The organism is Kitasatospora sp. NPDC093806 (genome assembly GCF_040683335.1).
In the GTDB taxonomy this organism is placed as follows: domain Bacteria; phylum Actinomycetota; class Actinomycetes; order Streptomycetales; family Streptomycetaceae; genus Kitasatospora.
Window position 1 is genome coordinate 1 of record NZ_JBFBDO010000127.1, and the last position, 20,965, is coordinate 20,965.

Genomic DNA, 20,965 nt, shown 5'->3' on the forward strand with positions numbered 1-20,965 from the left:
CGACCGCCGCCGGGACCGCCCGCGCGACCGTCACCGCGGCGGTGACCGGCCCGAACGTCAGCGTCACCCAGGCCGGCAACTACCCGATCTTCCCCGTGGACAACACCAGCTTCAGCGTGACCTGGAAGTCCACCGGCATCGCCGACGTCACCGGGGTGACCCGGCTGACCGTCGACCTGCCGCCCGGCCTGACCACCAGCGGCGCGCAGATGTACTCCACCCCGTACGACTACACCTTCACCCAGACCGTCTCCCCCGACGGCCGCCGGCTGGAGGCCGTGTTCACCGGCACCCGGACGCCGGGGCGCAGCGACTTCATGAAGGTCCAGGTCAGCTCGCACGGCACCCGGCCGTCCGGGGTGATCACCGTCACGGCGGCCAACAGGAACGACGCCGACCCGTCCGACAACGTCTCCCGCTACCTGCTGGGCAGCGGCCTGCAGGCGCCGGTCACCCCGGCCGCGCCGGCCGTCACCGCGATCACCCCGGTCACCGGCCCGGGCGGCACCGCCGTGACGGTGACCGGCACCGGTCTGACCAACGGCTTCGCGCTGTTCGGGAACGCGCCGGCGACCGGCACCTGCACCGACACCGCGTGCACGGTGACCGCGCCGGCCGGCTCGGGCAGCGTCCCGGTCACCCTGGTCACCCCGGGCGGCTCGGCGGCCGCCCCGGCCGCGTTCACCTACACGCCCTGACCATGACCGCCCCGACGGGGCCCGGCACCCGACGGGGATGCCGGGCCCCGCGTCGTTCCAGCCGCGGGGGCAGTGTTGAACACGTTCAATTCAGCGGTCTAGAGTCACTGCCGTGCAGGTGGGACAGGTCCGTCCCGCCTCCCTTCGGCATGGGGACGTGCGACGTGAACGGCAACACCGAGAGCAGGCCCGAGGGCGCGTTCGAAGACGAGCGCCAGGTCCTGCGGCGGGTGCGGCGATGGCTCTGGATCTTCGTGGTCTGCCTGGTCCTGAGCGGACTCACCGCCTTCCCGCTGGAGACCGAGACCCGCTGGCTCGCCGACCTCGCCACCGGCCCCGGCGCACCGCTCACCGACCGCTTCCCCGCCCTGCTGGAGTGGATCGAGCGGACCCGGGACGGCATCGCCGAGACCAACGACCGGTACCCCTTCCTCGCCTACGGGACCGACTGGCTCGCCTTCGCCCACCTGGTGATCGCCGCCGCGTTCTGGGGGCCGATCAAGGACCCGGTCCGCAACGTCTGGGTGATCCGCTGGGCGGTGCTCGCCTGCGCCGGGATCATCCCGCTCGCCCTGATCTGCGGACCGCTCCGCGGCATCCCGGTGTACTGGCGATTCATCGACATGTCGTTCGGGATCGTGGGCGTGATCCCGCTGCTCATCGTGCTGCGGGCGCTGCGGCCCCTGGTCGAGCGCCTGGAGGGCGCCCCCGGCGCGGCGGGCGCCTGACGGGAGCGGAAACCGGCGGACGGGCGCGCCGGGCGCCCGTCCGCAGGCCCTACCATCTGGCTCAACAGCTGCTGGGAGGCGGACGGGCGTGGCCGATGCGGTGATCGATCTCAATGCGGACCTCGGTGAGGGGTTCGGACGCTGGACGCTGACCGACGACGAGGCACTGCTCTCCGTCGTCACCAGCGCCAACGTCGCCTGCGGCTTCCACGCCGGGGACCCGTCCACCATGCGCCGGGTCTGCGCCCTCGCCGCCGAACGCGGCGTCCGGATCGGCGCCCAGGTCTCCTACCGCGACCTCGCCGGCTTCGGCCGGCGGGCGATGGACGTGCCGCCCGAGGAACTCGCCGACGAGATCGCGTACCAGATCGGCGCCCTCCAGGTCTTCGCCCGGGCCGCCGGCTCCCGGGTCTCGTACGTCAAACCGCACGGCGCCCTCTACAACCGGGTGGTCGCCGACGCCGAACAGGCCGAGGCCGTGGTCGCCGGCATCCTGCGGGCCGGAGCGGTCTGCGACGGACCGCTGCCCGTCCTCGGACTGCCCGGCTCCCGGCTGCTCACGGTCGCCGAGGACGTCGGCCTGCCGGTCGTCACCGAGGCCTTCGCCGACCGCGCCTACACCCGGACCGGCACCCTCGTCCCGCGCCGCGAGCCGGACGCCGTCGTGCACGACCCCGAGGCGGTGATCACCCGCGCGGTCGGCATCGCCCGGGACGGCGTGGTCGAGGCGATCGGCGGCGAACCGATCACCGTCGAGGCCCGCTCGCTCTGCGTCCACGGGGACACCCCCGGCGCGGCCCAGCTCGCCTGGCGGGTCCGCGGCGCGCTCGCCTCGGCGGGCGTCCGGGTGGAGGCCTTCGCGTGACGGGCGGCGCGGGGGACGGCCCGGGGGACGGCGGCGGCGCGGAGGGTCCGCGGGTGATCCGACCGGTCGGGGAGCGGGCGCTGCTGGTGGAGCTGGCCGGCTCGGCCGAGGTGACCGCGCTGTACGGCTGGCTGCGCGACCGGCAGGCCGAGGGCACGCTGCCCGAGGTCGAGGAGATCGTGCCCGCCGCGCGCACCGTCCTGCTGGACGGCGTCACCGACCCGCGCGGGTGCGCCGAAGTGCTGCGCACGGCCCGCCCGGGCGCGGCCGCCCTCGCGGCCGGCCCCCTGGTCGAGGTGCCCACCGTCTACGACGGCGCGGACCTCGCCGAGATCGCCGGGCGCTGGGGCGTCTCCCCCGAGGCCGCCGTCCGGATCCACAGCACACCCGAGTACGTGGTCGCGTTCTGCGGGTTCGCCCCCGGCTTCGGCTACCTCACCGGCCTGCCCGCCGGGTACGAGGTGCCGCGCCGGGCCACCCCGCGCAGCGCCGTCCCGGCCGGCTCGGTCGCCCTGGCCGGGCCCTACACCGGCGTCTATCCCCACGCCTCCCCCGGCGGCTGGCAGCTCCTCGGCCGCACCACCCTCACCCTCTGGGACACCGCCCGCGAGCCCGCCGCGCTGCTGACCCCGGGCACCCGGGTCCGCTTCGTCCCGCGCCACGCGGCGGCGGCCTGACGCCGGACCGCGCCGAGGCACCCGACGACTGCGGTCCGACCGCCCTACCGCCCTACCGCCCTACCGCCCCGACAACGCTTCGACGACGGCACGTTGGCAGGGGTCGATCTCCGACTCGCCGTCCTCGACGTCCCAGAGGACGTTCTGCAGGACGCGGGCGAGCGTCCAGCGGACGGCCCGTGGGCGGTCGAGGGCGAGCCGGTCGGTCATCAGGTCGAAGCGGTGGCGCAGCGCGCGCGGGACGTCGCCGGTGCCGACCAGGCTCGTCCAGCGGTTCCGCAGGACCGGGAGCAGCTCGAAGGCCGGATCGCCCGCCAGCGGCTTGGGGTCGATGGCGATCCAGGCCGCCCGGGCGTCCGGGTCGACCGGGGCCAGGACGTTGCCGCCGTGCAGGTCCCAGTGGAGCAGCCGGTCGCCGGGTTCGGGCCGGACCTCGCGGAGGGCGGCCGCGCAGTCGGCGAGCAGGCGGCGGTCCGCCTCGTCCGACAGCGCGCCGATCGCCGCCGGGACCTGCGCCAGCATCCCGTCCGCGACCTCGGCCAAGGTCCGCAGCTCGGCGGGTGCTTGATGTGACGTCAGCTCGGCGAGCAGGTCGGCGATGACCTCGGTGACGACCCGGTCGTCGTGCAGGGCGTCCAAGGAGCGGGCCGGGTCGAGGCGTTCGAGCAGCATCGTGCCGGTGGCCGGATCGTGGTCGAGGAGCCGGACGGCGCCCCGGCCGTTCCAGGCGCGCAGCGCGATCGGTTCGCCGACCGTCTCCTCGTCCACGGGCTGGAGTTTGAGCACGGCGAGCGTGCCGTCGGCGCGCCGGACCGGCAGGACGAGGCCGACCAGTCCGTGTTCGAGCGGTCCGTCCAGGCTCAGCGACCAACGGTCCAGCGCGTCCGCCGCGAGCGCGGGCAGCCGGGCGACCCAGGCCTCGCCGTCCTCCTCCCCCATACCGCCGGCCAGCGCGGCGGCCAGAAACCACGGGACCTCGATCGCCACTGCGAACCCCTCCTCGACCAGGACCGCGCGGCGACCGGACGGTCACCCGCGCCGGGCGAGCGCGGCGGCGGTGGCCGCCGCGAAGCCGTCCGGGTTGTCGATCATGATGTTGTGCCCGCAGTCCGGGACCGCCGCCACCACCACCCCGGCCCGCCGCAGTCCGTCGGCGCCGCGGACCTCGCCGTCGGCCTCAGGGTAGAGGAAGGTGCGCGGCTGACCGAGGCCGAGCAGGCGCTCGCGCACGGTCGGGGCGGTGGCGGCGGTCGAGTGGACGGCGCTGCGGTGCAGCGCCTCGGGGCCGGCCAGCCGCATGGTGGCCCACCAGAACGGGCCGACCCACTCGCGCACCTCGTCCCGGCCGCCGGCCAGGAACTCCTCCTCGGTGAAGCTGGCGAGCCCGCTGCTGCCCGGCCGGCGGGCCGGGGCGATCGGGTCGAGGTTGGAGTCGACCAGGACGAGCCCGGCGACCAGCTCCGGGTGCCGGTCGGCGAGCACCACCGCGACCGCGCCGCCCATGCTGTGCGCGATCACCTCGACCCCGGCCACGCCCGCCGCGCGCAGGGCCGTGGCGACGGCGTCGGCGTGCGCCTCCAGCGTGTAGCTGAAGTCGGTGGGGCGGTCGCTGATGCCGAAGCCGAGCAGGTCGAGCAGCAGCGCGCGGTGCCCGGTGAGCAGCGGGTGGGCAGCGGCGGCGGCGTAGTAGACGGGCGAGCTGGAGCCGAGGCCGTGCAGGTAGAGGCGGACGGGCTCGGCGCCGGGGATCTCCACCCAGCGGATCCGGTCGCCGTTCGGGGTGACGGTGGCGTCGCGCACGGTCGTGCTCCTTCCGGGGACACCCCGGGGCGGTTCCCCGGGGCGACGGAGAGACCATACCTCGATACCGAGGTATAGCAACACCGATATATCCAGGCGGGGATCTGAGAGAGTGGGCGCATGCTGAAGCTCGCGATCCTCGGGTTCCTCCACGACCGGCCCCTGCACGGCTACGAACTGCGCCGGCACCTGGCCGCGCTCACCGGGCATGTGCGGCCGATCAGCGATGGCACGCTCTACCCGGCGATCAAGCGCCTGGAGGCCGACGGCCTGCTCGTCCGCACCGCCGAACCGGGCGCGGCGGCCGCCCCCCGGCACACCCTCCGGCTCACCGACGCCGGGCGGGCCGCCCTGCTGGACCGACTCCGCGCCCCGGAGGACCTGGACGTCAGCGACGAGAACCGCTGGTTCACCGTGCTCGCCTTCCTGCGCCACCTCGACGGCGAGCCCGCCGCCCAGGCCGCGGTGCTCCGCCGCCGGCTGGCCTTCCTCAGCGAGCCGGCCAGCTTCTTCTACGACGGGGCCCACCCGGTCGGCGCCGAGGAGGTGGACGACCCGTTCCGGCGGGGGATGCTGCTGATCGCCCGCGCGACCACCACCGCCGAGCTGGACTGGCTGCGCGCCACCCTCGCCGAGCTCGACCGGGCCGCCTGAGCCCGCACGCGGAAACGCCTGCGGCCCGCACCGCTCCCCCGGGGAGGTCGGTGCGGGCCGCAGGCGTTCGGTCCGGGCGGTGCGGGTCGTGCGGGTCGTGCGGTCAGTGCTGGTGGTAGGCGTGGACCACGGCGTGGCCGCGCCCCTTGCCGATCATCCACTTGTTGACCGGGACGGTCAGCAGGAAGGCCAGGACCAGCGCGCCGGCCAGCGCGACCCAGAACAGGAGGTCGCCGAGGCCGGCGTCCATCGCGCCCGGCACGGTCACCATCACGGTGTTGTCGATCAGCTCCATGACGATGATCGAGACGGTGTCGGCGGCCAGCGCGACCTTCACCGCGGCGCGGACGTCCAGACCGGCCTTGAGCACGCCGCGCATGGTGAGGGCGTAGCCGAAGACGAAGGCCAGCAGGATCGAGAGCACGACGGTCGCGCCGTTGTGCAGCCCGAAGGCGGTGCCGAGCACCATGCCGAGGATCTCGCCGATGGCGCAGCCGGTGAGGCAGTGCAGGGTCGCCTGCGCGGCGGCCTTCCAGGTCACGCCCCCGCCGCCGTGCTGGTGGTGGTGCCCCTCGTGACCCTCGTGCCCCTCGTGACCTTCGTGGCCGGCGTGCTGCTGGTGCTCGTGCTCGTGCTGGGCGGGGTGCGCCATGTCGTCCTCCACTTGCCGGTTCCTTCGCCGTACTGCCCGGTGCGTCGATGACCTTATACCCCTGGGGGGTATGCGGCAAGCATCGGTCGGCAGCCCTCTTCCCACCCCCGCCCCACCGTGTTCGGATGGTTCGCATGACTGACGTACGACGCGAGGGATACGACGGAACCGGCCCGGGCGTGATCACCCCGGACGGCTGCGCGGTCGAGATGTGGGCGCGGCTGCCGCTCAACGGAGAGCCGGAGGTGATCGAGGCCGCCGTCCCGCCCGGCGCGAGCATCCTCGAACTGGGCTGCGGCGTGGGCCGGGTGACCGGTCCGCTGCTGGACCGCGGGTTCCGGGTGACGGCGGTGGACGAGTCGGCCGCGATGCTGGAGCGGGTCGAGGGCGCGCGCACCGTGCACAGCCCGATCGAGCGGCTGGACCTCGGCGGCGAGCGCTTCGACGTGGTGCTGCTCGCCTCCTTCCTGGTGCACGCCGGCAGCCTGGAGGTCCGGCGCGGGCTGCTGGACACCTGCCGCCGCCACGTCGCCGCGGACGGCTGCGTACTGCTGCAGCGCGAGGGCGAGGACTGGCAGCTGACCCTGCCGCGCGAGCGCCCGCTCGGCGCGGACGGGCTGGTCCGGGTGGTCTCGGCCACGCCGGTCGGCGAGGGGGTCAACTCGGTCCACGTCGAGTACGAGTGGCCGGACGCCCGCTGGACCCAGACCTTCCTCTCCCGCCCGCTCTCCCGTCCGGAGTTCGAAGGCGCCCTGGCCGAGGCCGGGCTGGCCGTCGACGCTTACCTGAACGAGGAGCGGACCTGGGCGCGGGCCCGGCCGGTGACCGGCTGACCCACGGGGCCGCGGCCGGTCGCGGATCCGGCCGCGGGGACCGGCCCCGGAGAGGGGCCGGACGACAGCCCGTCACCTGAACGGCGTAGCATCAGGCGCGCGCCGGGCCCGCGCGCGGCCCGAGCGCCGGGCGGGACCGGTGGTTCGCCTGCCATCGATCCGTGCCGCTCGTCCGCGTCGGCCGGATCACAGGGCCAGTTCCCGCACCGACCAACAAGGACCGCTGAATGCGCATCGAGCGACGGATACCCCGGGCGGGTGTCCGGTGATCGAATGGTTCCACGGGGCCGTGCTCGGCCTGATCCAGGGGCTCACCGAGTTCCTGCCGATCTCCTCCAGCGCCCACCTCCGGGTCTTCCCCGCCCTGCTGGGCTGGCAGGACCCGGGCGCGGCGTTCACCGCCGTGACGCAGCTCGGCACCGAGACCGCGGTGCTGATCTACTTCCGCCGCGACATCGCCTCGATCATCAAGACCTGGACGCTCTCGCTGTTCAAGCCCGCGCTCCGCTCGCACCAGGACGCGCGGATGGGCTGGTTCGTGATCATGGGCACCCTGCCGATCGGCATCCTGGGCAAGCTGTTCCAGGACACCATCGAGAAGGACCTCCGCGACCTGCGGATCATCGGCACCACGCTGATCGTCTTCGGCGTGATCCTGGCGATCGCCGACCGCACCCGGGCGGTCCGGCACGCCAAGCCGATCACCGACCTGACGCTGCCGCACGCGGCCGGCTACGGCCTGGCCCAGGCGCTCGCGCTCATCCCGGGCGTGTCGCGCTCCGGCGGCACGATCAGCGCCGGTCTGCTGCTCGGCTACAGCCGCGAGGCGGCGGCCCGGTACTCGTTCCTGCTGGCGATCCCGGCGGTGCTCGCCTCGGGCGTGCTGGAGCTGTTCAAGATCGGCGAGGGCCCGGCGCCGGCCTGGGGGCCGACCATCCTGGCCACCCTGATCGCCTTCGTGGTCGGGTACGCGGCGATCGCCTGGTTCCTGAAGTACATCTCGAACAACAGCTTCATCCCGTTCGTGATCTACCGGATCGCGCTCGGCATCGTGATCATCGCCCTGGTGTCCGTCGGCACCCTGGCGCCGGACGCCGGCGTGGTCGCGAAGTAGAACCCGGTTCCACCTCGCGGACCACGGTTCCGCGGCCCCGCCCGAACACGCGAAGCGGGCCGGTCCACCTCCCCGGTGGACCGGCCCGCTTCGTCGTCTTCTCGGCGCCGCGGCCGGCGGCGCTCGGCACCGCGGTCAGCGGCGGCGCTCCCGGGCGGCGGTCAGCCGGCCCCGGACGGCGGCGTGGACCTCGGCCTCCTCGGCCGGGTCGGCGGCGAGCCGGCGCAGGCGCTCCAGCACACGGGCGTCGCCGGTGGTGGCGACGTGCCTCGCGGCGAGCTCCCGGGTCGTCTCCTCGCAGTCCCAGAGGCACTCGACGGCCGGCCCCTCGGGGAAGTGCACGTCGGTCGCAGCGAGCGCCCGGGCCGCGCGGCCGCGCAGTTCGGAGGAGGCGGCCTCCCCGTAGACGTGGCGCAGGACCGGGACGGCCTCGGTGGCGGCCAGCCGCCCCGCGCCGTCGACCAGCGTCCCGAGCCCGGAACCGGCCACCCCGTGGACCGAGATCCAGCGGCGCAGCCCGGCCACCACCAGCGAGCCGTCGGCGGGCTCCCCCGCGTCGGCCAGCAGCCGGACGGCGGCCTCGCCGAGCGCGCTGTCGGCGCCGCCGGTCGCCGGGTCGGCCCAGCGGCGGGCGTGCGCCAGCGCCTCCGGGCCGCGCATCCGGCCGAGCAGTTCCAGCGCGAACCGGACGATCCGGTCGTCCGCCTCCGCGGCGGCGGCCTCGATCAGCCCGGCCACGGCCGGGTCGCGCTGGTCGACGAGGTAGCGCAGCGCCGCCCGGCGGGCACCGGGCAGGCCGGTGCGGGCGGCCTCCAGGACGGCGGGCCGGTCCTCCGGCCGGACCACGGCGGCCAGGCAGCGGGCGGCCGCGGCGGCGCGGCGGTCCACCGCGTCCGGGGCGGCCGGATCGCCCGCGCCGTGCCCGGCCCGGGGATCGCGGGAGGCGTCGGCCCGGACCGGACCGCCGGCGAACGCGGCGGCGCCGAGGCCGCCGAGTTCGCCCTGGTCGGCCCAGGCGAGCACGTCGGCGGTGGACCAGCCGGGGGTGACGCCGCTGCGGTTCAGCTGGCGCTGCCACACGTCGAAGGGGGCCTGCTCGCTGGCCGCCGCGACCCTCGGGTGGTAGGCCGCCCAGAGCCGCCAGGGCCGGGGCTCGTACGCGCCGCGGATGGTCTCGCGCAGCTCGGCGTCGCCCTCGGGGCCGGGCGGGAAGTGGTCCAGCACGGCCGTCCCGAGCAGCAGCAGGCCGCGGTCGTCGTCGCGCAGCGCGAGCTCGTCCAGGGCCCAGGCCCAGTTGGCGCCGGTGGCGGTGTACTCGCGGAGCATCAGCAGCGCGTCGCGCCGGCCGTACGCGGCGAGGTGGCCCAGGACGGAGAGCGCGAGGCCGGTGCGGGCCTCGTCGTCGTCGAGGAGGTCCTCCGGTGAGTGGAGGTGGTCCTCTATTCCGTCGAGCGGCGCCTCCAGTTCCATGTAGAGGCGCGCGTAGTAGAGGGAGCGGTTCTCGACCTGCCAGTCGGCTCGCGGATCCCTGGTGACGCACTCCTCCAGGGCGGCGATGGCCTCGGTGCGGTCGGCGGCCAGCGCATGGAGCTGCCCGTCACCGCGACCTCGTTGCAGGAGGCCGAGGAGGCTGGCACTGGGTGCTATCACTGGCTCGAACATGAGGTCAGCATCCGTTGCGGCGGTCGTAGTGGCAACGGGATTTCCGTCGCCGGGGTCTCTGGTCGGTACTGCGGTGGGCGCCCGGGCGCCGGAATCACCGAAGGTTACCGCCTCGGGCAGCCCGTCGCACACAGGGCAACCGTCCCTTTGTGCGCAGTGGCATATGCCGGGGGAATTTTGTCGGCGATCTGTCCAAATCGCCCGCACGGGCGATGGGGCTGTGCGAGAGTCGTTCCCACATCCGCCGACCCGCGCACCGCCCTCCGGACCACTGGATTGATCATGATCATGCCAGCTGCGGCCCGTCCGCCGTCCGCCCCACCCGTGAGCACGGGCGCGACGGACGGCGGCGAGGACGGCGAGGGGACGGTGGGCGACAGAGTGGACCGCACGATGCAGGCGCCGCCCGGCCAGGACGTGGTCGGCTCGGCCGAGTGGGACCTGCTCACCGACGACGTCCGCTGGTCCGCCGAGGCCTACCGGCTGCTCGGCTGCGACCCCGGCCGCGGCCCGCTCAGCCTCGACCGGCTGCCCGACCGGCTGAACGAGGCCGACCGCCCGCAGCTGCGCCGGATGATGACCGACGCGCTGGTGCACGGCCGGTACGCCTTCGGCACCCTCAAGGTCCGTCGGCCCGGCGGCGAGCACGGCATGATCGAGTGCGCCGGTGAGCCCGTCCTGGGCACCGACGGCACCGTCACCGCCCTGCGCATGCTGCTGCGCCCGGCCAACCCCGCCTGAGCCGGCGACCCCGACCGGCCCCGACCGCACCGACCCCTACCGCCCGGCCCCCGGCGACCGGGCCCGGCCCGCTCAGGAGCGCTTCGGCCGGTTCTGCGCGTCCGCCGCCCGCAGCTCGCGCCCCAGCTCGGCCCGCAGCTCGTCCACCACCGGCACCCCCCGGTAGCGCGCGGTCAGCCGGTACATCTCCCGCAGCCGGTCCCAGGTCCGGTGCGAGGAGTTCTGGCCGATCAGGTTCATCACCATCTTGACCTGGGTGTCCGCCGCGTCCGGCTCCCCGGTGATCCAGTGCACCGAGGCCAGCGTGATCCGGTCGAACAGCGCCGACCGCAACTGCCCGGTGCCCTCGCGCAGCTCGATCACCCGCTCGGCGTGCCGGCGCGCCTGCCCGGCGGCCGACAGGTCGTGCTCGGACAGCGTCCGCAGCACCAGCGCCTGCATCCCGCGCAGCTCCGCCTCGTCGAACACCTGCATCCAGGACGGCGGCGGGCCGTCCACGTCCTCGGCGAACAGGTCCTCAGCCTCCCCCAGCAGCCGCCAGGTCGCCTGCGACTGCCCGATCGAGGCGTGCGCCCACGCCTCCACCGTGTTCAGCATCGCCCGCGTTCTCGGCAGCATCCGGCCGCCGCCCGCCCGGGCCGCCGCCATCAGGTCGATCGCGTCGTCGGCCCGCCCGAGGTGGACCATCTGCCGCGCGGCGCGCGAGATCGCCTCCCCCGCGCGCGGCCGGTCGCCGGCCTCCTTCGCCGCGTCCGCCGCGAGCATGAAGTACTTCTGCGCGGTCGGCTCCAGGCCGACGTCGTGCGACATCCAGCCCGCCAGCACCGCCAGGTTGGCCGCCACCAGCCACAACCGCTGCTCCACGGCGGCGCCGTGGCGGTGCGTCAGCAGCCCGCCCACCTCGTTGAGCTGGCCGACCACCGCCTTGCGCTGCAGGCCGCCGCCGCGGGCCGCGTCCCAGGCCCGGAACACCTGCACCGAGCGCTCCAGCGCCTCCACTTCGTCGAGCCCCACCGGGCCCGCGTCATAGAGGTCCACGATCGGCCGGGCACCGCCCTGGGTGACCACCGGGCGCGGGCCCGGCGCCGAGGCCGCGTACGCGACCGCGTCCCCGCCCAGCCAGCCCTTCAGTGAGTCGGCGATGACCGCCCCGGCCGTGAGCGCGGCGCCCGCGCCCACCAATCCACGTCGGTTCAGCATGAGGTCCATTCCCGTGAACTCGGTGAGGACCGCGGCCGTTCGATCCGGCTCCCATGGCGACGAGGTGGCGGACTGCGCCGCTCCGGTCCTGGTGGGCCGGTGTCGTTCCAGACCGAGGTCCTCAGTGGTGACGACACGGCCGAGCCGCTCCGTGAACACGGCTGCCAGCACCCTCGGCACCGGGTCGCGCGGGACCTCGCCCTGCTCGATCCACCGCCGGACCCGCGAGGTGTCGGTGGAGAGCTGCTGCTGCCCCATCGCGGCACCGCGCCTGTTGACCAGCCGTGCGAGCTCGCCCTTCGACCATCCGGTCAGGACGAACAGATCGGCGAGTCGGGTGTTGGGTCCCCTGCTCAACGTGAAGCCCCCAGGTTCCTCGGCTGGTTCGAGGCTAGAGGCTCCGTCATGTGCCAGGCGAGCATTCGCCAGGCTTCGCCAGGGTCCGCCACATTACCAACCACCGGCATCCGGGTGTGATGTAGAGGTGCGCCACCTCGACCCCCGGGTCGGGCGGCGTTCCAGGCCGGTACGGGGTCCCCCGTACGGGTCGCGGGACGTCCCCGGTCCTCACCCGAGGGGGTGGCGCGGCCGGGTGGCGCGGGGGCGCCGGGCACGGCCACGGCAGTACCGGCCGACCGCATTCCCCAGGGTGCGGACGGCCGGTCCACCGCCGTAGCACGGGGTTCCGACCCCGGCGTCCGTGCCCGGCGCCCGCGCACCACCCACCGGACCGAGCAAGGGCCGCCGTCACGCCAGGAAGCACGCGGCACCGGCCCTCCCCGCACAGGCGGGGCGCACCCGCAGACGGACAGGAAGGGACCCCCCTCACCCCATGTACTCCTCAGCGACCTCCCCGACGCCGATCGCGACCCGCACCGCGCTGCGCCCCCCCACCGCAGCCGCCGGCCGCCCCGGCCCGAAGCAGGTCCCGCCGCCGTCCCGGCCCGCCGTCCCCCGCGGTGCCGACGGCCGGTCCGCGGACGCTCGGGGCCAGGCCGCCCGGACCGCCCTCGGCCTCCGCTCGCCGGAGACCGCCCCGCCCGCCACCCGCGCCCCGGGCGCCCGGATCCCCGCCGCCCGCCCCGGCGACGGCCGGCTGCTGCGCCCGCCGATGCGCCCGGGCCAGCCCGCCGTCCAGGAGCGGATCGACCCCTCGGCGCTGCAGACGCCGGCCGTCCGGGCCGCGCTGGCCGGGGTCTCGCGGATATGCCCCGCCTTCACCCCGCGCCAGGTACTGCGCGAGGGGAGCCGCCACATCCTGGTGGCGGGCACCATCGGCCGCGCGCCGGTGGTGGCCAAGTGCCTCGCCCCGCAGGCGGTGCGGAGCGAGTACTTCGAACAGCTGGTGGCCGACTTCCACCACGAGGTCGCGGTCTACCGGGCGTTCGTCCGGCACCGCCCGCCGGTGCGGCTGCCCCGGCTGGTCGCGGCCGACCACGACCGCTGCGTGCTCGTCATGGAGCGCGTCCCCGGCCGGCCCGCGGCCCGGGAGCGCCACCCGGTCAACGCGCCCACCCCGGGCGAGGTCCGGGCACTGCTCACCGCCGTCCGCACGCTCAACCTGTGGCGGCCGCCGACCGACGTGTTCCAGCCCCGGCTGGACTACCAGCTGGAGATCGCCCGCTACCACTCGGTGGGCCAGCTCACCGACCGGGACGCCGGCGACCTGCGCGGCCTGCTGCACGGCCTCGGGCACGGCCCGCTCCAGCTCTGCCACGGCGACGCGCTGCTCAGCAACATGCTGCTGGCGCCGTCCGGCCCGGTACTGGTCGACTGGGAGCAGGCCGGCTGGTACCTGCCCGGCTACGACCTGGCGGTCCTGTGGAGCGTGCTCTCCGGCGACACCGCCGCCCGCCGCCAGATCAGCCAGCTCGCCCAGAGCGGCGGCACGCTGGCCCGGGACGCCTTCCTGGTGAACCTGGTGCTGGTGCTCATGCGGGAGATCCGGCTGTACGACGTGCCGGGCGCCGGCGAGGAGCAGCGGATCATGATCCGCCGGCTCTACGACGACGCCGCGCTGGCCCGCCGCGCGGTCCGGGCGGCCGTCGGCACCCGCTGAGCGGCCACCGGGCCGCTCCGGCGGGCGCGCGTCAGACGCGTCCCAGGGCGGCCCGGCCGGCGGCGTCCAGGACGGCCTCGTCCGGGGCCAGGTGCACCCGGCTGCTGAGCACGTCGCGCAGGTAGCGCTCCAGCGGGTGACGGCGGCTCAGACCCGGGTTGCCGGTGAGCGAGACGGCCTGCTGGACGGCCGATATGGCCGCCCGGGTGGCCAGCAGGTGCGCGGGGCCGGTGCGGGCGACCGCGTCCGGCTCGGCCCGGTCCACCCGGGGCGCCAGGCCGTTGACCAACTCCTCGGCGCCGATCAGCTGGGCCTCGATCTCGCCCAGCGCGCAGCGGTACCGGGGCAGGCTGCCGAGCGGCTCGGTCAGATTGGCCGGAGTTCGCTGGTGCAGGAAGCGGACCAGCCAGTCCTGCGCCGAACGGGCCACCCCGACGGCCACGGCCGAGAGTGCCAGATCGTGCCAGGCTCGGCCGAGTTCGGGGGCCGACACCGCGTCGGCAGTGCCGGTTCCGGCCCCCGATCCGGCCGTTTGTGCGACTCCCGAACTCGCGCCCGGCCCGGGATCCGACGGGGCGGCAGTTCCGGCGGCGATCCGTCCGGTTCCGCCCTTCGACGGGCCCAGGCCGAGCGCGAGTTCGGCCGGCACCCGCACCTCGTCCAGCACCACGTCGTGGCTGGCACTGGCCCGCAGGCCGAGCTGGTCCCAGGTCGGGTCGATCTCCAGGCCCTCGCTCTCGCCGCGGACCAGGAAGGTGGCGACCCGGGGCACCGGCTCGTCGGTCCGCGCGGTCACCGCCATCCAGGCGAGCGCCTCCGCGCCGGTGCAGTACGTCTTCCGGCCACTCAGCAGCCAGCCCTCGCCGTCCCAGCGGGCCACCGTGGCGGGCGGCTCGCCGCTCCGGCCGCCCGGCTCCACCCGCAGCGTGTTGACCAGGGCCGGACCGCGCCGGGACTCGGTGAGCAGCCGCCGGTACCCGGCCGTCGGCCAGGCCGCGGTCCGCGCCTGTTCGGCGTGCTGGAGCAGGGTGAACGCGGTGACCACGGCCACCGAGGCGTCCCCGCGCCCGAGTTGGGCCAGCACCCGGACGGTGTCGGCGAGCGTGCCGCCCGGGCCGCCGTAGCGGCGGTCGACGGTCAGGGTGAGCAGCCCGGCCTCGTGCACCGCCTCGACGCCCTGGTACGGGAAGGTCGCGTCGCGGTCGTGCTCCTCGGCCCGGGCGGCCAGCAGGTCGACGACCCGGGGCAGTCCGGCGAGCGCGGCCGCCACGGGCGACGGGACGGCGGGCGACTGGTCGGCAGCGGTGACGGTCATGGTGCTGGTGCCTCCGGGCGGCAGCGTGGGCTCTGACGCCTCGCTCGGCTCCGGGGGGCTCGGGTCCGGTGTCGGCGGGTCGGCGGGCGCTGCGCCCGGTCCTCCGTCGGCGGCGCGGCCCTGCTCCCCTTCGACGCCGGCGCCCCCTTCGGCTCGCGAGGGGAATTGCGGGCGGCACGCCGGAACGGGCGCGCGGTGGCGGTGGGCGGCCCGGAGCCGGCGGAACCCCCGCCCCCGGATCGGCGCCGACCGTTGCGGCCGGCCGCCCGCCGCCTCGGGGACGACGTCCCCCTCAGTGGCCCGGACACGCCGCGCTGGCGGTGCGCCGCAGGTCGAGGTAGCTGCGACGGGTCAGCAGCGGGAGACGGCACGACATGTTCGCGACTGTACGAAGCCGTGATCGAAACCGTCAAGCAGCGCCCGAAGCCCGGACCGGACGGCACCGCTCCGCCATCCGGCGGACGTCGGACCGACGTCCGGCCGACGTCCGGCCGACGTCCGAGCGGCTACCGGCCGGCCTCCGGCGGGCGTCCGACCGGCCGGGGAGGGAAGCGGAACCGTGCCCTCCGGGGCACCGCCCCGACGCCCGTTCAGCCCTGCTGGAACATGTCCGCCGGGAGCGGCTTGAGCAGCTGGTAGAGGTCGTCCGAAATCGGTCGGTCCCAGGAGGCGATGGTGACCTGCACTCCGTCGCTCCGGCCGAACTGCGAACAGAACACCCGGCCCTCGCTGACCTTGACCTTCTTCACGATCAGCAGGTCGTCCCCGAGCATGACCGGAAAGTCCTCCGCCGAGACGAACTCGACCGGTTCCTCGTTGCCGAGCGCCGCGAGCAGCTGCCGGACCTCGAAGGGCACGCTGTCGCCGGTGTCCCGGGCGGGCGACCCCTCGGGGAGGTTGCCGATGAACATCGCCGGGCCTCTGCCGCCGAACAGGTCGTAGCGCAGGAAAATCCCCTGGCAGGAGCCGTCCGGGCCGGTCATCATGGCCGCACCGAAGTCGCCGGGCCAGTCGCCCGGGTCCATGGCGAGCACGTCGAAGTCCGGTCCGATGGGCTGACCGGAGCGACGGCGGAGAAAAGACATGGGAACATCGTACGTGCCCAGCACACCACGCTCGCGGGGTGGGTGGGGCGCCGGACGGAGATCCACGCTCAGAGACCAATGTTGACTCTGAGCAACCGTCCGGGCTACGTTCGGTTCAGCACGACAGCCGTTCTGGGTTTCACCCTTCGGGGGGACGGCATGTCGCAACGCGGCCCTACACGCGTTTCCCTCACTGTGCACACCGTCGTGCCGAACCGCCGAGCACCCAGCTTCGTCGTCGCACACCGCACAGCACACAAGCCAACATTTCCATGCACCACAAGCAAGGTCCGCGGGGCCCCGGCCCGTCGCTCCCGCGGATCTGCTCGGGACGCCGCCGCGTGGGGGCGTGCGGGTCCCGAGCACGGCGCCGACGTCGAGTCGCTCTCGGCTTCGGAGCCATCCTCCCGGCGACTGCCGGCCCCCTCGTGGGGTCGGGACCGGCCGACGCACCCCCGGTGCGCAGGGGATGACTGGGAGGAGACTCGGCAGCGCTGCCGGGTTGCACAGCAGGCGCCGTGTCTGGCCGCGTGGGGGCGGTGGGCACGGCGTCTGCCTGTGCTCATACTCTGAGCTGCGTTTGTCTAACAGTCAACAGAAATTATGACGGGGCACGCTCAAATGTGATCAGAATGATGACCAGCGGAGACCATGGGTGGACCAATGGTGCCGACCCGGGTCCCCGGGCCGGCACCTGGCGCCTCAGGTGGCGCCTCGGACGACGCCTCAGGTGAGGTCGAACTCGCCGTCCCGCGCACCGAGCACGAAGGCCCGCCACTCGCCCGGCGTGAACACCAGGATCGGGCCGTCCTCCTGACGGCCGTCCCGCATGCCGATGTAGCCGTCCACGAAGGCGATCTGGACGTCCCCGACACCCTGGCTGCTGCACAGCCAGGTGGCCCCGGTGAAGTCCACCTTCGGCTTCCCGTTCGCGCCGAGCTCCACCGACTGCACCGGCTGCACCGTGTCCACCGGCGCCGACTCCACCGACTCCACCCCGGTCCCGCTGTTGGCTGCCACTACTGGTCTCTCCTCCCGACGGCCTGAACACGCCCAGCCTAGTCACCGCCGCCGCCCCGGTCAGCGGGATGACCGGGTCTCCCCCGACCGGGGCCGGTGCGTGTCCCGCGCGGGCGGGCGGCGGGCGAACTGCCAGAGTGTGGGGAGCCCCCCACCGAGCGCCCCGAGGAGCAGCCGATGAGCCGCCGGGACGGCACCCGCGCCGATGTCATCCCCATCTCCGAGGCCCCCTCGGCCCACCCCCCGGCGCCCCGCACCCCGCCCGCCCGCACCCCGCTGCCCCGGCCCACCCCGGGCCGGCCGCCCGCCCACGGGCGGGTCGGGATCGTCCTGGTGTCGCACAGCCAGGAACTCGCCACCGCCGTGCGCACCCTCGCGCTCGCGCTCGTCAACTCCGACTCGCCCGCCCCGGTGGCCGGCACCGGCGGCGACCTCGTCGACGGCCCGGGGATCAGCGCGGTCCTGGTCGCCGCCGCCACCCGCCGGGTCGACCAGGGCCACGGCGTGGTGGTGCTGGCCGACCTCGGCGGCGCGGTGACCACCGTCCGGGCGCTGCTCGCCGACGCCGACGAGCACGGCCTGCCGTTCCCGGTCCGGTTCGCCGACGCCCCGTTCGTCGAGGGCGCGGTGGCCGCGGTGGCGACCGCCACGGCCGGCGGCGACCTCGCGGCCGTCCTGGACGCCGCCGAGGAGGCGTACCGCCAGCACAAGGGTTAGAGCGTGTCTTGTGGCCTTCGGCCGGGAAGTGCCCCCGGAGCCGCCCGGTTCCGGCCGTTCCCGGCCGGGGCGGGGCCGGGGTGGGCCGGTGGCTCGTGGAAGGGGCCCGGTGGGGCCTCCAGGAGCCCCTACGGGCGCTCGGCGCCGCTCCAGGCGAAGGTGGCCTCGGCGCGGCCCGCCACCGCCTGCCGGATCCAGGAGAGCTCCTTCTCGTCGAGCGGCGGCAGGTCGTCCAGCGGGTACCAGCCGACCTCAAGCGTCTCGTCCTCGTCGATCCGCACCTCGCCGCCGACCGGGCGGCAGCGGAAGATCAGCTCCAGGTACTGCGTGCGGTCGCCGTTGGGGTAGGTGATCTCCGGCGAGACGGTCACGGTGATCAGCCGCTCGGGGACGGCGACGACGCCGCTCTCCTCCAGGCACTCGCGGACCGCACCGTCGGCCGGCTGCTCACCCGGGTCGAGGATGCCGCCGGGCGGCGTCCAGCTCCCGTCGTCGGCGCGCCGGACCAGCAGCACCCGGCCGTCGTCGTCCAGGACGACCGCGACGACGGCGCTGAGCCAGAGCATGCGGGTGCCGACCACGGAACGGAGGTCGGCGAGGAACTCGGGAATGGCCATGCCCCGCACCCTATCGGCCCGTCAGGACCGCCTCGGGGCACCCACCGCGAGGCCCCCTCAGTCGACCGTCCAGGGCAGCCCCTTGACCCGGGCGACGGCCGCGTACGTCGCGAGCGAGACGGCGGCGACGGCGCGCTGGTCGAACCGCGCCGCGGCGTGGCGGCGGGCCGCGGCGCCGAGGCGGTCGCGCAGGCCGGGTTCGGTGAGGAGCCGGTCCAGCGCACGGGTGAGGGCCCGGGCGTCGCCGGGCGGGGCGAGGAGCAGGTGTTCCTCGGGGTCGCCGAACTCGCGGCAGCCGCGGACGTCGCCGAGCACCATCGGCAGGCCGCCGGCGGCCGCCTCCATCGCGGAGCGGGAGAACACCTCCCGGTGCGAGGGGAGCACGAAGACGTCCAGGGCCGCGTACACCGCGGGCATGTCGCTGCGCGGACCGAGGAAGGCGACGCCAGCCCCGAAGCCATTCCCGGCCGGGCCGTCCGGGCCGATCCAGACGAACCGGGCCTTGCCGGCCAGCGCGCGGGCGGCCTCGGCGTACTCGCCCAGGCCCTTCTCGGCGACCCGCCGGCCGACCCCGCCGACCAGCGGCTCGTCCGGGCCGACGCCGAGTTCGGCGCGCACCCGGGCCCTGGCGCGGGAACGCTCGCCGGGGTCGGGGGCGAAGCGGGTGAGGTCCACGCCGTCGCCGACCACCCGCGAGCGGCGGGCCGGGACGGCGAGGGCCAGGGTGCGGCGGTCCGTGCCGCTCCGGTACAGCTCGGCGTCCGAGAAGCGGGCCGCGAGGGCCTCCGCGCCGAGCCCGAGGGCCCGTCGGACGAGCGGGCCGTGGGCCCGCGCCCGGAGCCCGTGGCAGGTGTTGACCACGACCGGGACCCCGGCCAGCCGGCCCAGCACGCGGCCGAGCACGCCGGTCTTGGGGCCGTGGGTGTGCAGCACGTCCGGGCCGATCCGGTGCAGCACACCGAGCAGTTCGCGGGCGGCGGCGACGTCGGCGTGCGGCTTCCAGGCCGGGGTGAGCGCGTGCAGCGGCTCGTACCGGACGCCGATCGCCTCCAGGTCGGCGGCCTCGGGGCCGGGTGCGCTGATCCCGTAGGTGTCGAACCCGGCTTCCAGGTCGACCCTCAGCTCGGTGGCGAGGTGGAGTCGCAGGCCCGGGGCGGCGGTGGTGAGGTGGGCGACGCGCAGCCGGCGGCCGCCGGGGCCGCGCAGACGCGGGGCGGGCCCGGGCACGGCGGTGCCTTTCATCGTTCCCCCCTCTGCGGCGCCCTCCCCGGCACCCGCACACGACCGTCCACCCGGGCGGTCGGCGCCCCGGCACGGAATTCACAGTATGGGGAATTGTGGGGCCACCGGCTCGAAATTGTGAAAGAAGCGAGAAGGATTCGGTAGTTGGTCCGAAAAGCCGAAGATCTGACCAGTTGGGTCGGACCGGATGTTCAACCCTTGACCAATTCCGCCGGAACGGCTGCGCCGCCCCGGGTGACGGCGGTGCTCAGACGGCCGCGCCTCGGTGCCGGCGGAACAGCGCGAACCCGATCCGGCCGAGCAGCAGCACCCCGGCAGCCAGGCAGCCGGCCACCGCCATCGCCCACGCCGGACCGTCACTGTCCGGAACCACCACGGCCACCACGATCCCCAGCGTGAGGCAGGCCAGGCCGACCAGCGCCAACGGCACCTGGTGGCTGACCAGCGCACCGCCGTGCCAGAACCGAGCCATCCGGGTCGCGCCGTGCGGGTGGAGGTGATCACGTTCCGCGTCTGCCATGAGCCCAAGGTACCCCGGGGCCGCGACGGAGGCAGCCCGCAGCACGTGACGTTCCGGCCACGCCCGGCGACCTCCGCGCACCACCCCGGTCCACCGCCCGCGCGGCGCCGCGAACCCGCCCGCCGCCCGGCCGCCGCACCGAGCCCATCGCACTCCGGCGCAATCGGGGGCGCACGATTCCAGCCTGTTCCCGGTGGGTTTCCGGCCCCCGAAAAAACCTGGACTGTCCGGTACAACCATCAACGGGGCGTAGCTGTCTCCATTACATTGAGCGATCCAGGAGCCGTCCGCGGTGCGGGTTGGGAGTCCCCGCCGCGGACCGGACATACCCAGGGGGCGGAGCCGCCGTGCCCTGGAGCCGGAGGCCGGGCTCCATCCTCCGGCGGTACCGCCACGCCGCATCGGCGACCGAGGGGGAACCGTGCCGCAGTCCCAGTCCACGACGTCGACCTCCAGTCCCACGCTCCGGAACCGGACCGTGGTGACCGCGCTGTCGAATCTGCGGCCACTGTCGCCGCCGACCGGCGCCCCGCCCGCCGGACGCGCCCCGACGCGGCCGCCCGCGACGAAACACACACCGGCGCACGCACCCGCGCACCTACCCGCCACCACCTCGCCGACCGACGGGCAGCCGGTCGTCACCCCGCCGTCGGGGCGCGCGGTGGGCACGGGGCGCGCGGGACGCCCGGTGTGGTCGACCCGCAGGGCCCTCGGGCCCGGCCGTGCCGCCGGCCGGGTGCCGGACCGGGGGACGGGGCGGCCCGCC

Annotated in this window: 21 protein-coding genes; 10 read left to right on the forward strand and 11 right to left on the reverse strand. The window is 75.1% G+C overall.

Going from position 1 to position 20,965, the window contains the following annotated elements; all coding sequences use genetic code 11:
• The 4 genes from AB0N76_RS34820 to pxpB form a co-directional block, all read left to right on the forward strand.
• Positions 1-698: IPT/TIG domain-containing protein (locus tag AB0N76_RS34820; RefSeq protein WP_363564199.1), on the forward strand; the 698-nt coding region annotated here is incomplete at its 5' end.
• 164 nt (positions 699-862) lie between these two features.
• Positions 863-1,426, forward strand: a complete 564-nt coding sequence (locus AB0N76_RS34825) for a hypothetical protein (RefSeq protein ID WP_363564201.1) — start codon at positions 863-865, stop codon at positions 1,424-1,426.
• Positions 1,427-1,514: 88 nt separating this feature from the next.
• Entirely contained in the window at positions 1,515-2,291 is a 777-nt protein-coding gene (locus AB0N76_RS34830; RefSeq protein ID WP_363564203.1) for a 5-oxoprolinase subunit PxpA, read from the forward strand.
• 56 nt (positions 2,292-2,347) lie between these two features.
• A complete protein-coding gene (gene pxpB / locus AB0N76_RS34835; protein ID WP_363564233.1) occupies positions 2,348-2,968 on the forward strand; it encodes a 5-oxoprolinase subunit PxpB in 621 nt (206 codons plus the stop codon).
• 60 nt (positions 2,969-3,028) lie between these two features.
• On the opposite strand, the gene AB0N76_RS34840 is transcribed toward pxpB, so the two are convergent.
• Positions 3,029-3,907 (reverse strand): aminoglycoside phosphotransferase family protein, encoded by an 879-nt coding sequence (locus AB0N76_RS34840; RefSeq protein ID WP_363564235.1) that lies wholly within the window; start codon positions 3,905-3,907, stop codon positions 3,029-3,031.
• A gap of 90 nt (positions 3,908-3,997) precedes the next feature.
• Positions 3,998-4,768: an alpha/beta fold hydrolase gene (locus tag AB0N76_RS34845; RefSeq protein WP_363564205.1), complete on the reverse strand. Its 771-nt coding sequence runs from the start codon at positions 4,766-4,768 to the stop codon at positions 3,998-4,000.
• Between the two features lie 120 nt (positions 4,769-4,888).
• On the opposite strand from AB0N76_RS34845, the gene AB0N76_RS34850 reads away from it, so the two are divergent.
• A complete protein-coding gene (locus AB0N76_RS34850) occupies positions 4,889-5,422 on the forward strand; it encodes a PadR family transcriptional regulator (RefSeq protein WP_363564207.1) in 534 nt (177 codons plus the stop codon).
• Positions 5,423-5,525: 103 nt separating this feature from the next.
• Here the strand turns inward: AB0N76_RS34850 and AB0N76_RS34855 are convergent, their stop codons facing one another.
• Entirely contained in the window at positions 5,526-6,074 is a 549-nt protein-coding gene (locus tag AB0N76_RS34855; protein ID WP_363564237.1) for a DUF4396 domain-containing protein, read from the reverse strand.
• A 134-nt stretch (positions 6,075-6,208) separates the two neighbouring features.
• Here AB0N76_RS34855 and AB0N76_RS34860 point away from each other — a divergent pair, with 134 nt between their 5' ends.
• Together AB0N76_RS34860 and AB0N76_RS34865 are read left to right on the forward strand one after the other, a co-directional pair.
• Positions 6,209-6,907 carry a class I SAM-dependent methyltransferase gene (locus AB0N76_RS34860; protein ID WP_363564209.1) on the forward strand — a complete coding sequence of 233 codons (699 nt, stop codon included), beginning with the start codon at positions 6,209-6,211 and terminating at the stop codon, positions 6,905-6,907.
• Positions 6,908-7,172: 265 nt separating this feature from the next.
• Positions 7,173-8,021, forward strand: coding sequence for an undecaprenyl-diphosphate phosphatase (locus AB0N76_RS34865; RefSeq protein ID WP_363564211.1), 849 nt, complete (start codon positions 7,173-7,175; stop codon positions 8,019-8,021).
• Positions 8,022-8,156: 135 nt separating this feature from the next.
• On the opposite strand, the gene AB0N76_RS34870 is transcribed toward AB0N76_RS34865, so the two are convergent.
• Positions 8,157-9,683: a HEAT repeat domain-containing protein gene (locus tag AB0N76_RS34870; RefSeq protein ID WP_363564213.1), complete on the reverse strand. Its 1,527-nt coding sequence runs from the start codon at positions 9,681-9,683 to the stop codon at positions 8,157-8,159.
• 282 nt (positions 9,684-9,965) lie between these two features.
• Between AB0N76_RS34870 and AB0N76_RS34875 the strand changes: the two genes are divergently transcribed.
• Positions 9,966-10,424, forward strand: coding sequence for a hypothetical protein (locus tag AB0N76_RS34875; protein WP_363564215.1), 459 nt, complete (start codon positions 9,966-9,968; stop codon positions 10,422-10,424).
• A 72-nt stretch (positions 10,425-10,496) separates the two neighbouring features.
• Here AB0N76_RS34875 and AB0N76_RS34880 read toward each other — a convergent pair whose 3' ends face one another.
• Positions 10,497-11,981 carry a hypothetical protein gene (locus AB0N76_RS34880; RefSeq protein WP_363564217.1) on the reverse strand — a complete coding sequence of 495 codons (1,485 nt, stop codon included), beginning with the start codon at positions 11,979-11,981 and terminating at the stop codon, positions 10,497-10,499.
• Positions 11,982-12,456: 475 nt separating this feature from the next.
• On the opposite strand from AB0N76_RS34880, the gene AB0N76_RS34885 reads away from it, so the two are divergent.
• Positions 12,457-13,683, forward strand: a complete 1,227-nt coding sequence (locus tag AB0N76_RS34885) for a phosphotransferase (RefSeq protein WP_363564219.1) — start codon at positions 12,457-12,459, stop codon at positions 13,681-13,683.
• 31 nt (positions 13,684-13,714) lie between these two features.
• Here the strand turns inward: AB0N76_RS34885 and AB0N76_RS34890 are convergent, their stop codons facing one another.
• From AB0N76_RS34890 to AB0N76_RS34900, 3 genes are all read right to left on the reverse strand, one after another.
• Positions 13,715-14,998: an acyl-CoA dehydrogenase family protein gene (locus tag AB0N76_RS34890; RefSeq protein WP_363564221.1), complete on the reverse strand. Its 1,284-nt coding sequence runs from the start codon at positions 14,996-14,998 to the stop codon at positions 13,715-13,717.
• A 590-nt stretch (positions 14,999-15,588) separates the two neighbouring features.
• On the reverse strand, positions 15,589-16,083 hold the full coding sequence (locus AB0N76_RS34895) for a hypothetical protein (RefSeq protein WP_363564223.1): 495 nt from the start codon (positions 16,081-16,083) through the stop codon (positions 15,589-15,591).
• 726 nt (positions 16,084-16,809) lie between these two features.
• Positions 16,810-17,046 carry a DUF397 domain-containing protein gene (locus AB0N76_RS34900; RefSeq protein ID WP_363564239.1) on the reverse strand — a complete coding sequence of 79 codons (237 nt, stop codon included), beginning with the start codon at positions 17,044-17,046 and terminating at the stop codon, positions 16,810-16,812.
• 234 nt (positions 17,047-17,280) lie between these two features.
• Between AB0N76_RS34900 and AB0N76_RS34905 the strand changes: the two genes are divergently transcribed.
• A complete protein-coding gene (locus AB0N76_RS34905) occupies positions 17,281-17,820 on the forward strand; it encodes a PTS fructose transporter subunit IIA (protein ID WP_363564225.1) in 540 nt (179 codons plus the stop codon).
• A gap of 128 nt (positions 17,821-17,948) precedes the next feature.
• Here AB0N76_RS34905 and AB0N76_RS34910 read toward each other — a convergent pair whose 3' ends face one another.
• From AB0N76_RS34910 to AB0N76_RS34920, 3 genes are all read right to left on the reverse strand, one after another.
• Entirely contained in the window at positions 17,949-18,437 is a 489-nt protein-coding gene (locus tag AB0N76_RS34910; protein ID WP_363564227.1) for an NUDIX domain-containing protein, read from the reverse strand.
• Between the two features lie 57 nt (positions 18,438-18,494).
• Positions 18,495-19,679, reverse strand: a complete 1,185-nt coding sequence (locus AB0N76_RS34915) for a glycosyltransferase (protein ID WP_363564229.1) — start codon at positions 19,677-19,679, stop codon at positions 18,495-18,497.
• Between the two features lie 247 nt (positions 19,680-19,926).
• The gene (locus AB0N76_RS34920; protein WP_363564231.1) at positions 19,927-20,199 is read right to left on the reverse strand and encodes a hypothetical protein; all 273 of its coding nucleotides are present in this window, start codon (positions 20,197-20,199) and stop codon (positions 19,927-19,929) included.
• Positions 20,200-20,965: the final 766 nt, after the last annotated feature.

Excerpts from the sequence above, each read along its gene's own strand:
- AB0N76_RS34915 (WP_363564229.1), bottom strand. The coding sequence starts at position 19,679 with ATGAAAGGCACCGCCGTGCCCGGGCCCGCCCCGCGTCTGCGCGGCCCC.
- AB0N76_RS34855 (WP_363564237.1), bottom strand. The coding sequence starts at position 6,074 with ATGGCGCACCCCGCCCAGCACGAGCACGAGCACCAGCAGCACGCCGGC.
- AB0N76_RS34850 (WP_363564207.1), top strand. The coding sequence starts at position 4,889 with ATGCTGAAGCTCGCGATCCTCGGGTTCCTCCACGACCGGCCCCTGCAC.
- AB0N76_RS34905 (WP_363564225.1), top strand. The coding sequence starts at position 17,281 with ATGAGCCGCCGGGACGGCACCCGCGCCGATGTCATCCCCATCTCCGAG.
- AB0N76_RS34890 (WP_363564221.1), bottom strand. The coding sequence starts at position 14,998 with ATGACCGTCACCGCTGCCGACCAGTCGCCCGCCGTCCCGTCGCCCGTG.
- AB0N76_RS34920 (WP_363564231.1), bottom strand. The coding sequence starts at position 20,199 with ATGGCAGACGCGGAACGTGATCACCTCCACCCGCACGGCGCGACCCGG.
- AB0N76_RS34840 (WP_363564235.1), bottom strand. The coding sequence starts at position 3,907 with ATGGGGGAGGAGGACGGCGAGGCCTGGGTCGCCCGGCTGCCCGCGCTC.
- AB0N76_RS34860 (WP_363564209.1), top strand. The coding sequence starts at position 6,209 with ATGACTGACGTACGACGCGAGGGATACGACGGAACCGGCCCGGGCGTG.
- AB0N76_RS34895 (WP_363564223.1), bottom strand. The coding sequence starts at position 16,083 with ATGTCTTTTCTCCGCCGTCGCTCCGGTCAGCCCATCGGACCGGACTTC.
- AB0N76_RS34910 (WP_363564227.1), bottom strand. The coding sequence starts at position 18,437 with ATGGCCATTCCCGAGTTCCTCGCCGACCTCCGTTCCGTGGTCGGCACC.
- AB0N76_RS34885 (WP_363564219.1), top strand. The coding sequence starts at position 12,457 with ATGTACTCCTCAGCGACCTCCCCGACGCCGATCGCGACCCGCACCGCG.
- AB0N76_RS34870 (WP_363564213.1), bottom strand. The coding sequence starts at position 9,683 with ATGTTCGAGCCAGTGATAGCACCCAGTGCCAGCCTCCTCGGCCTCCTG.
- AB0N76_RS34875 (WP_363564215.1), top strand. The coding sequence starts at position 9,966 with ATGATCATGCCAGCTGCGGCCCGTCCGCCGTCCGCCCCACCCGTGAGC.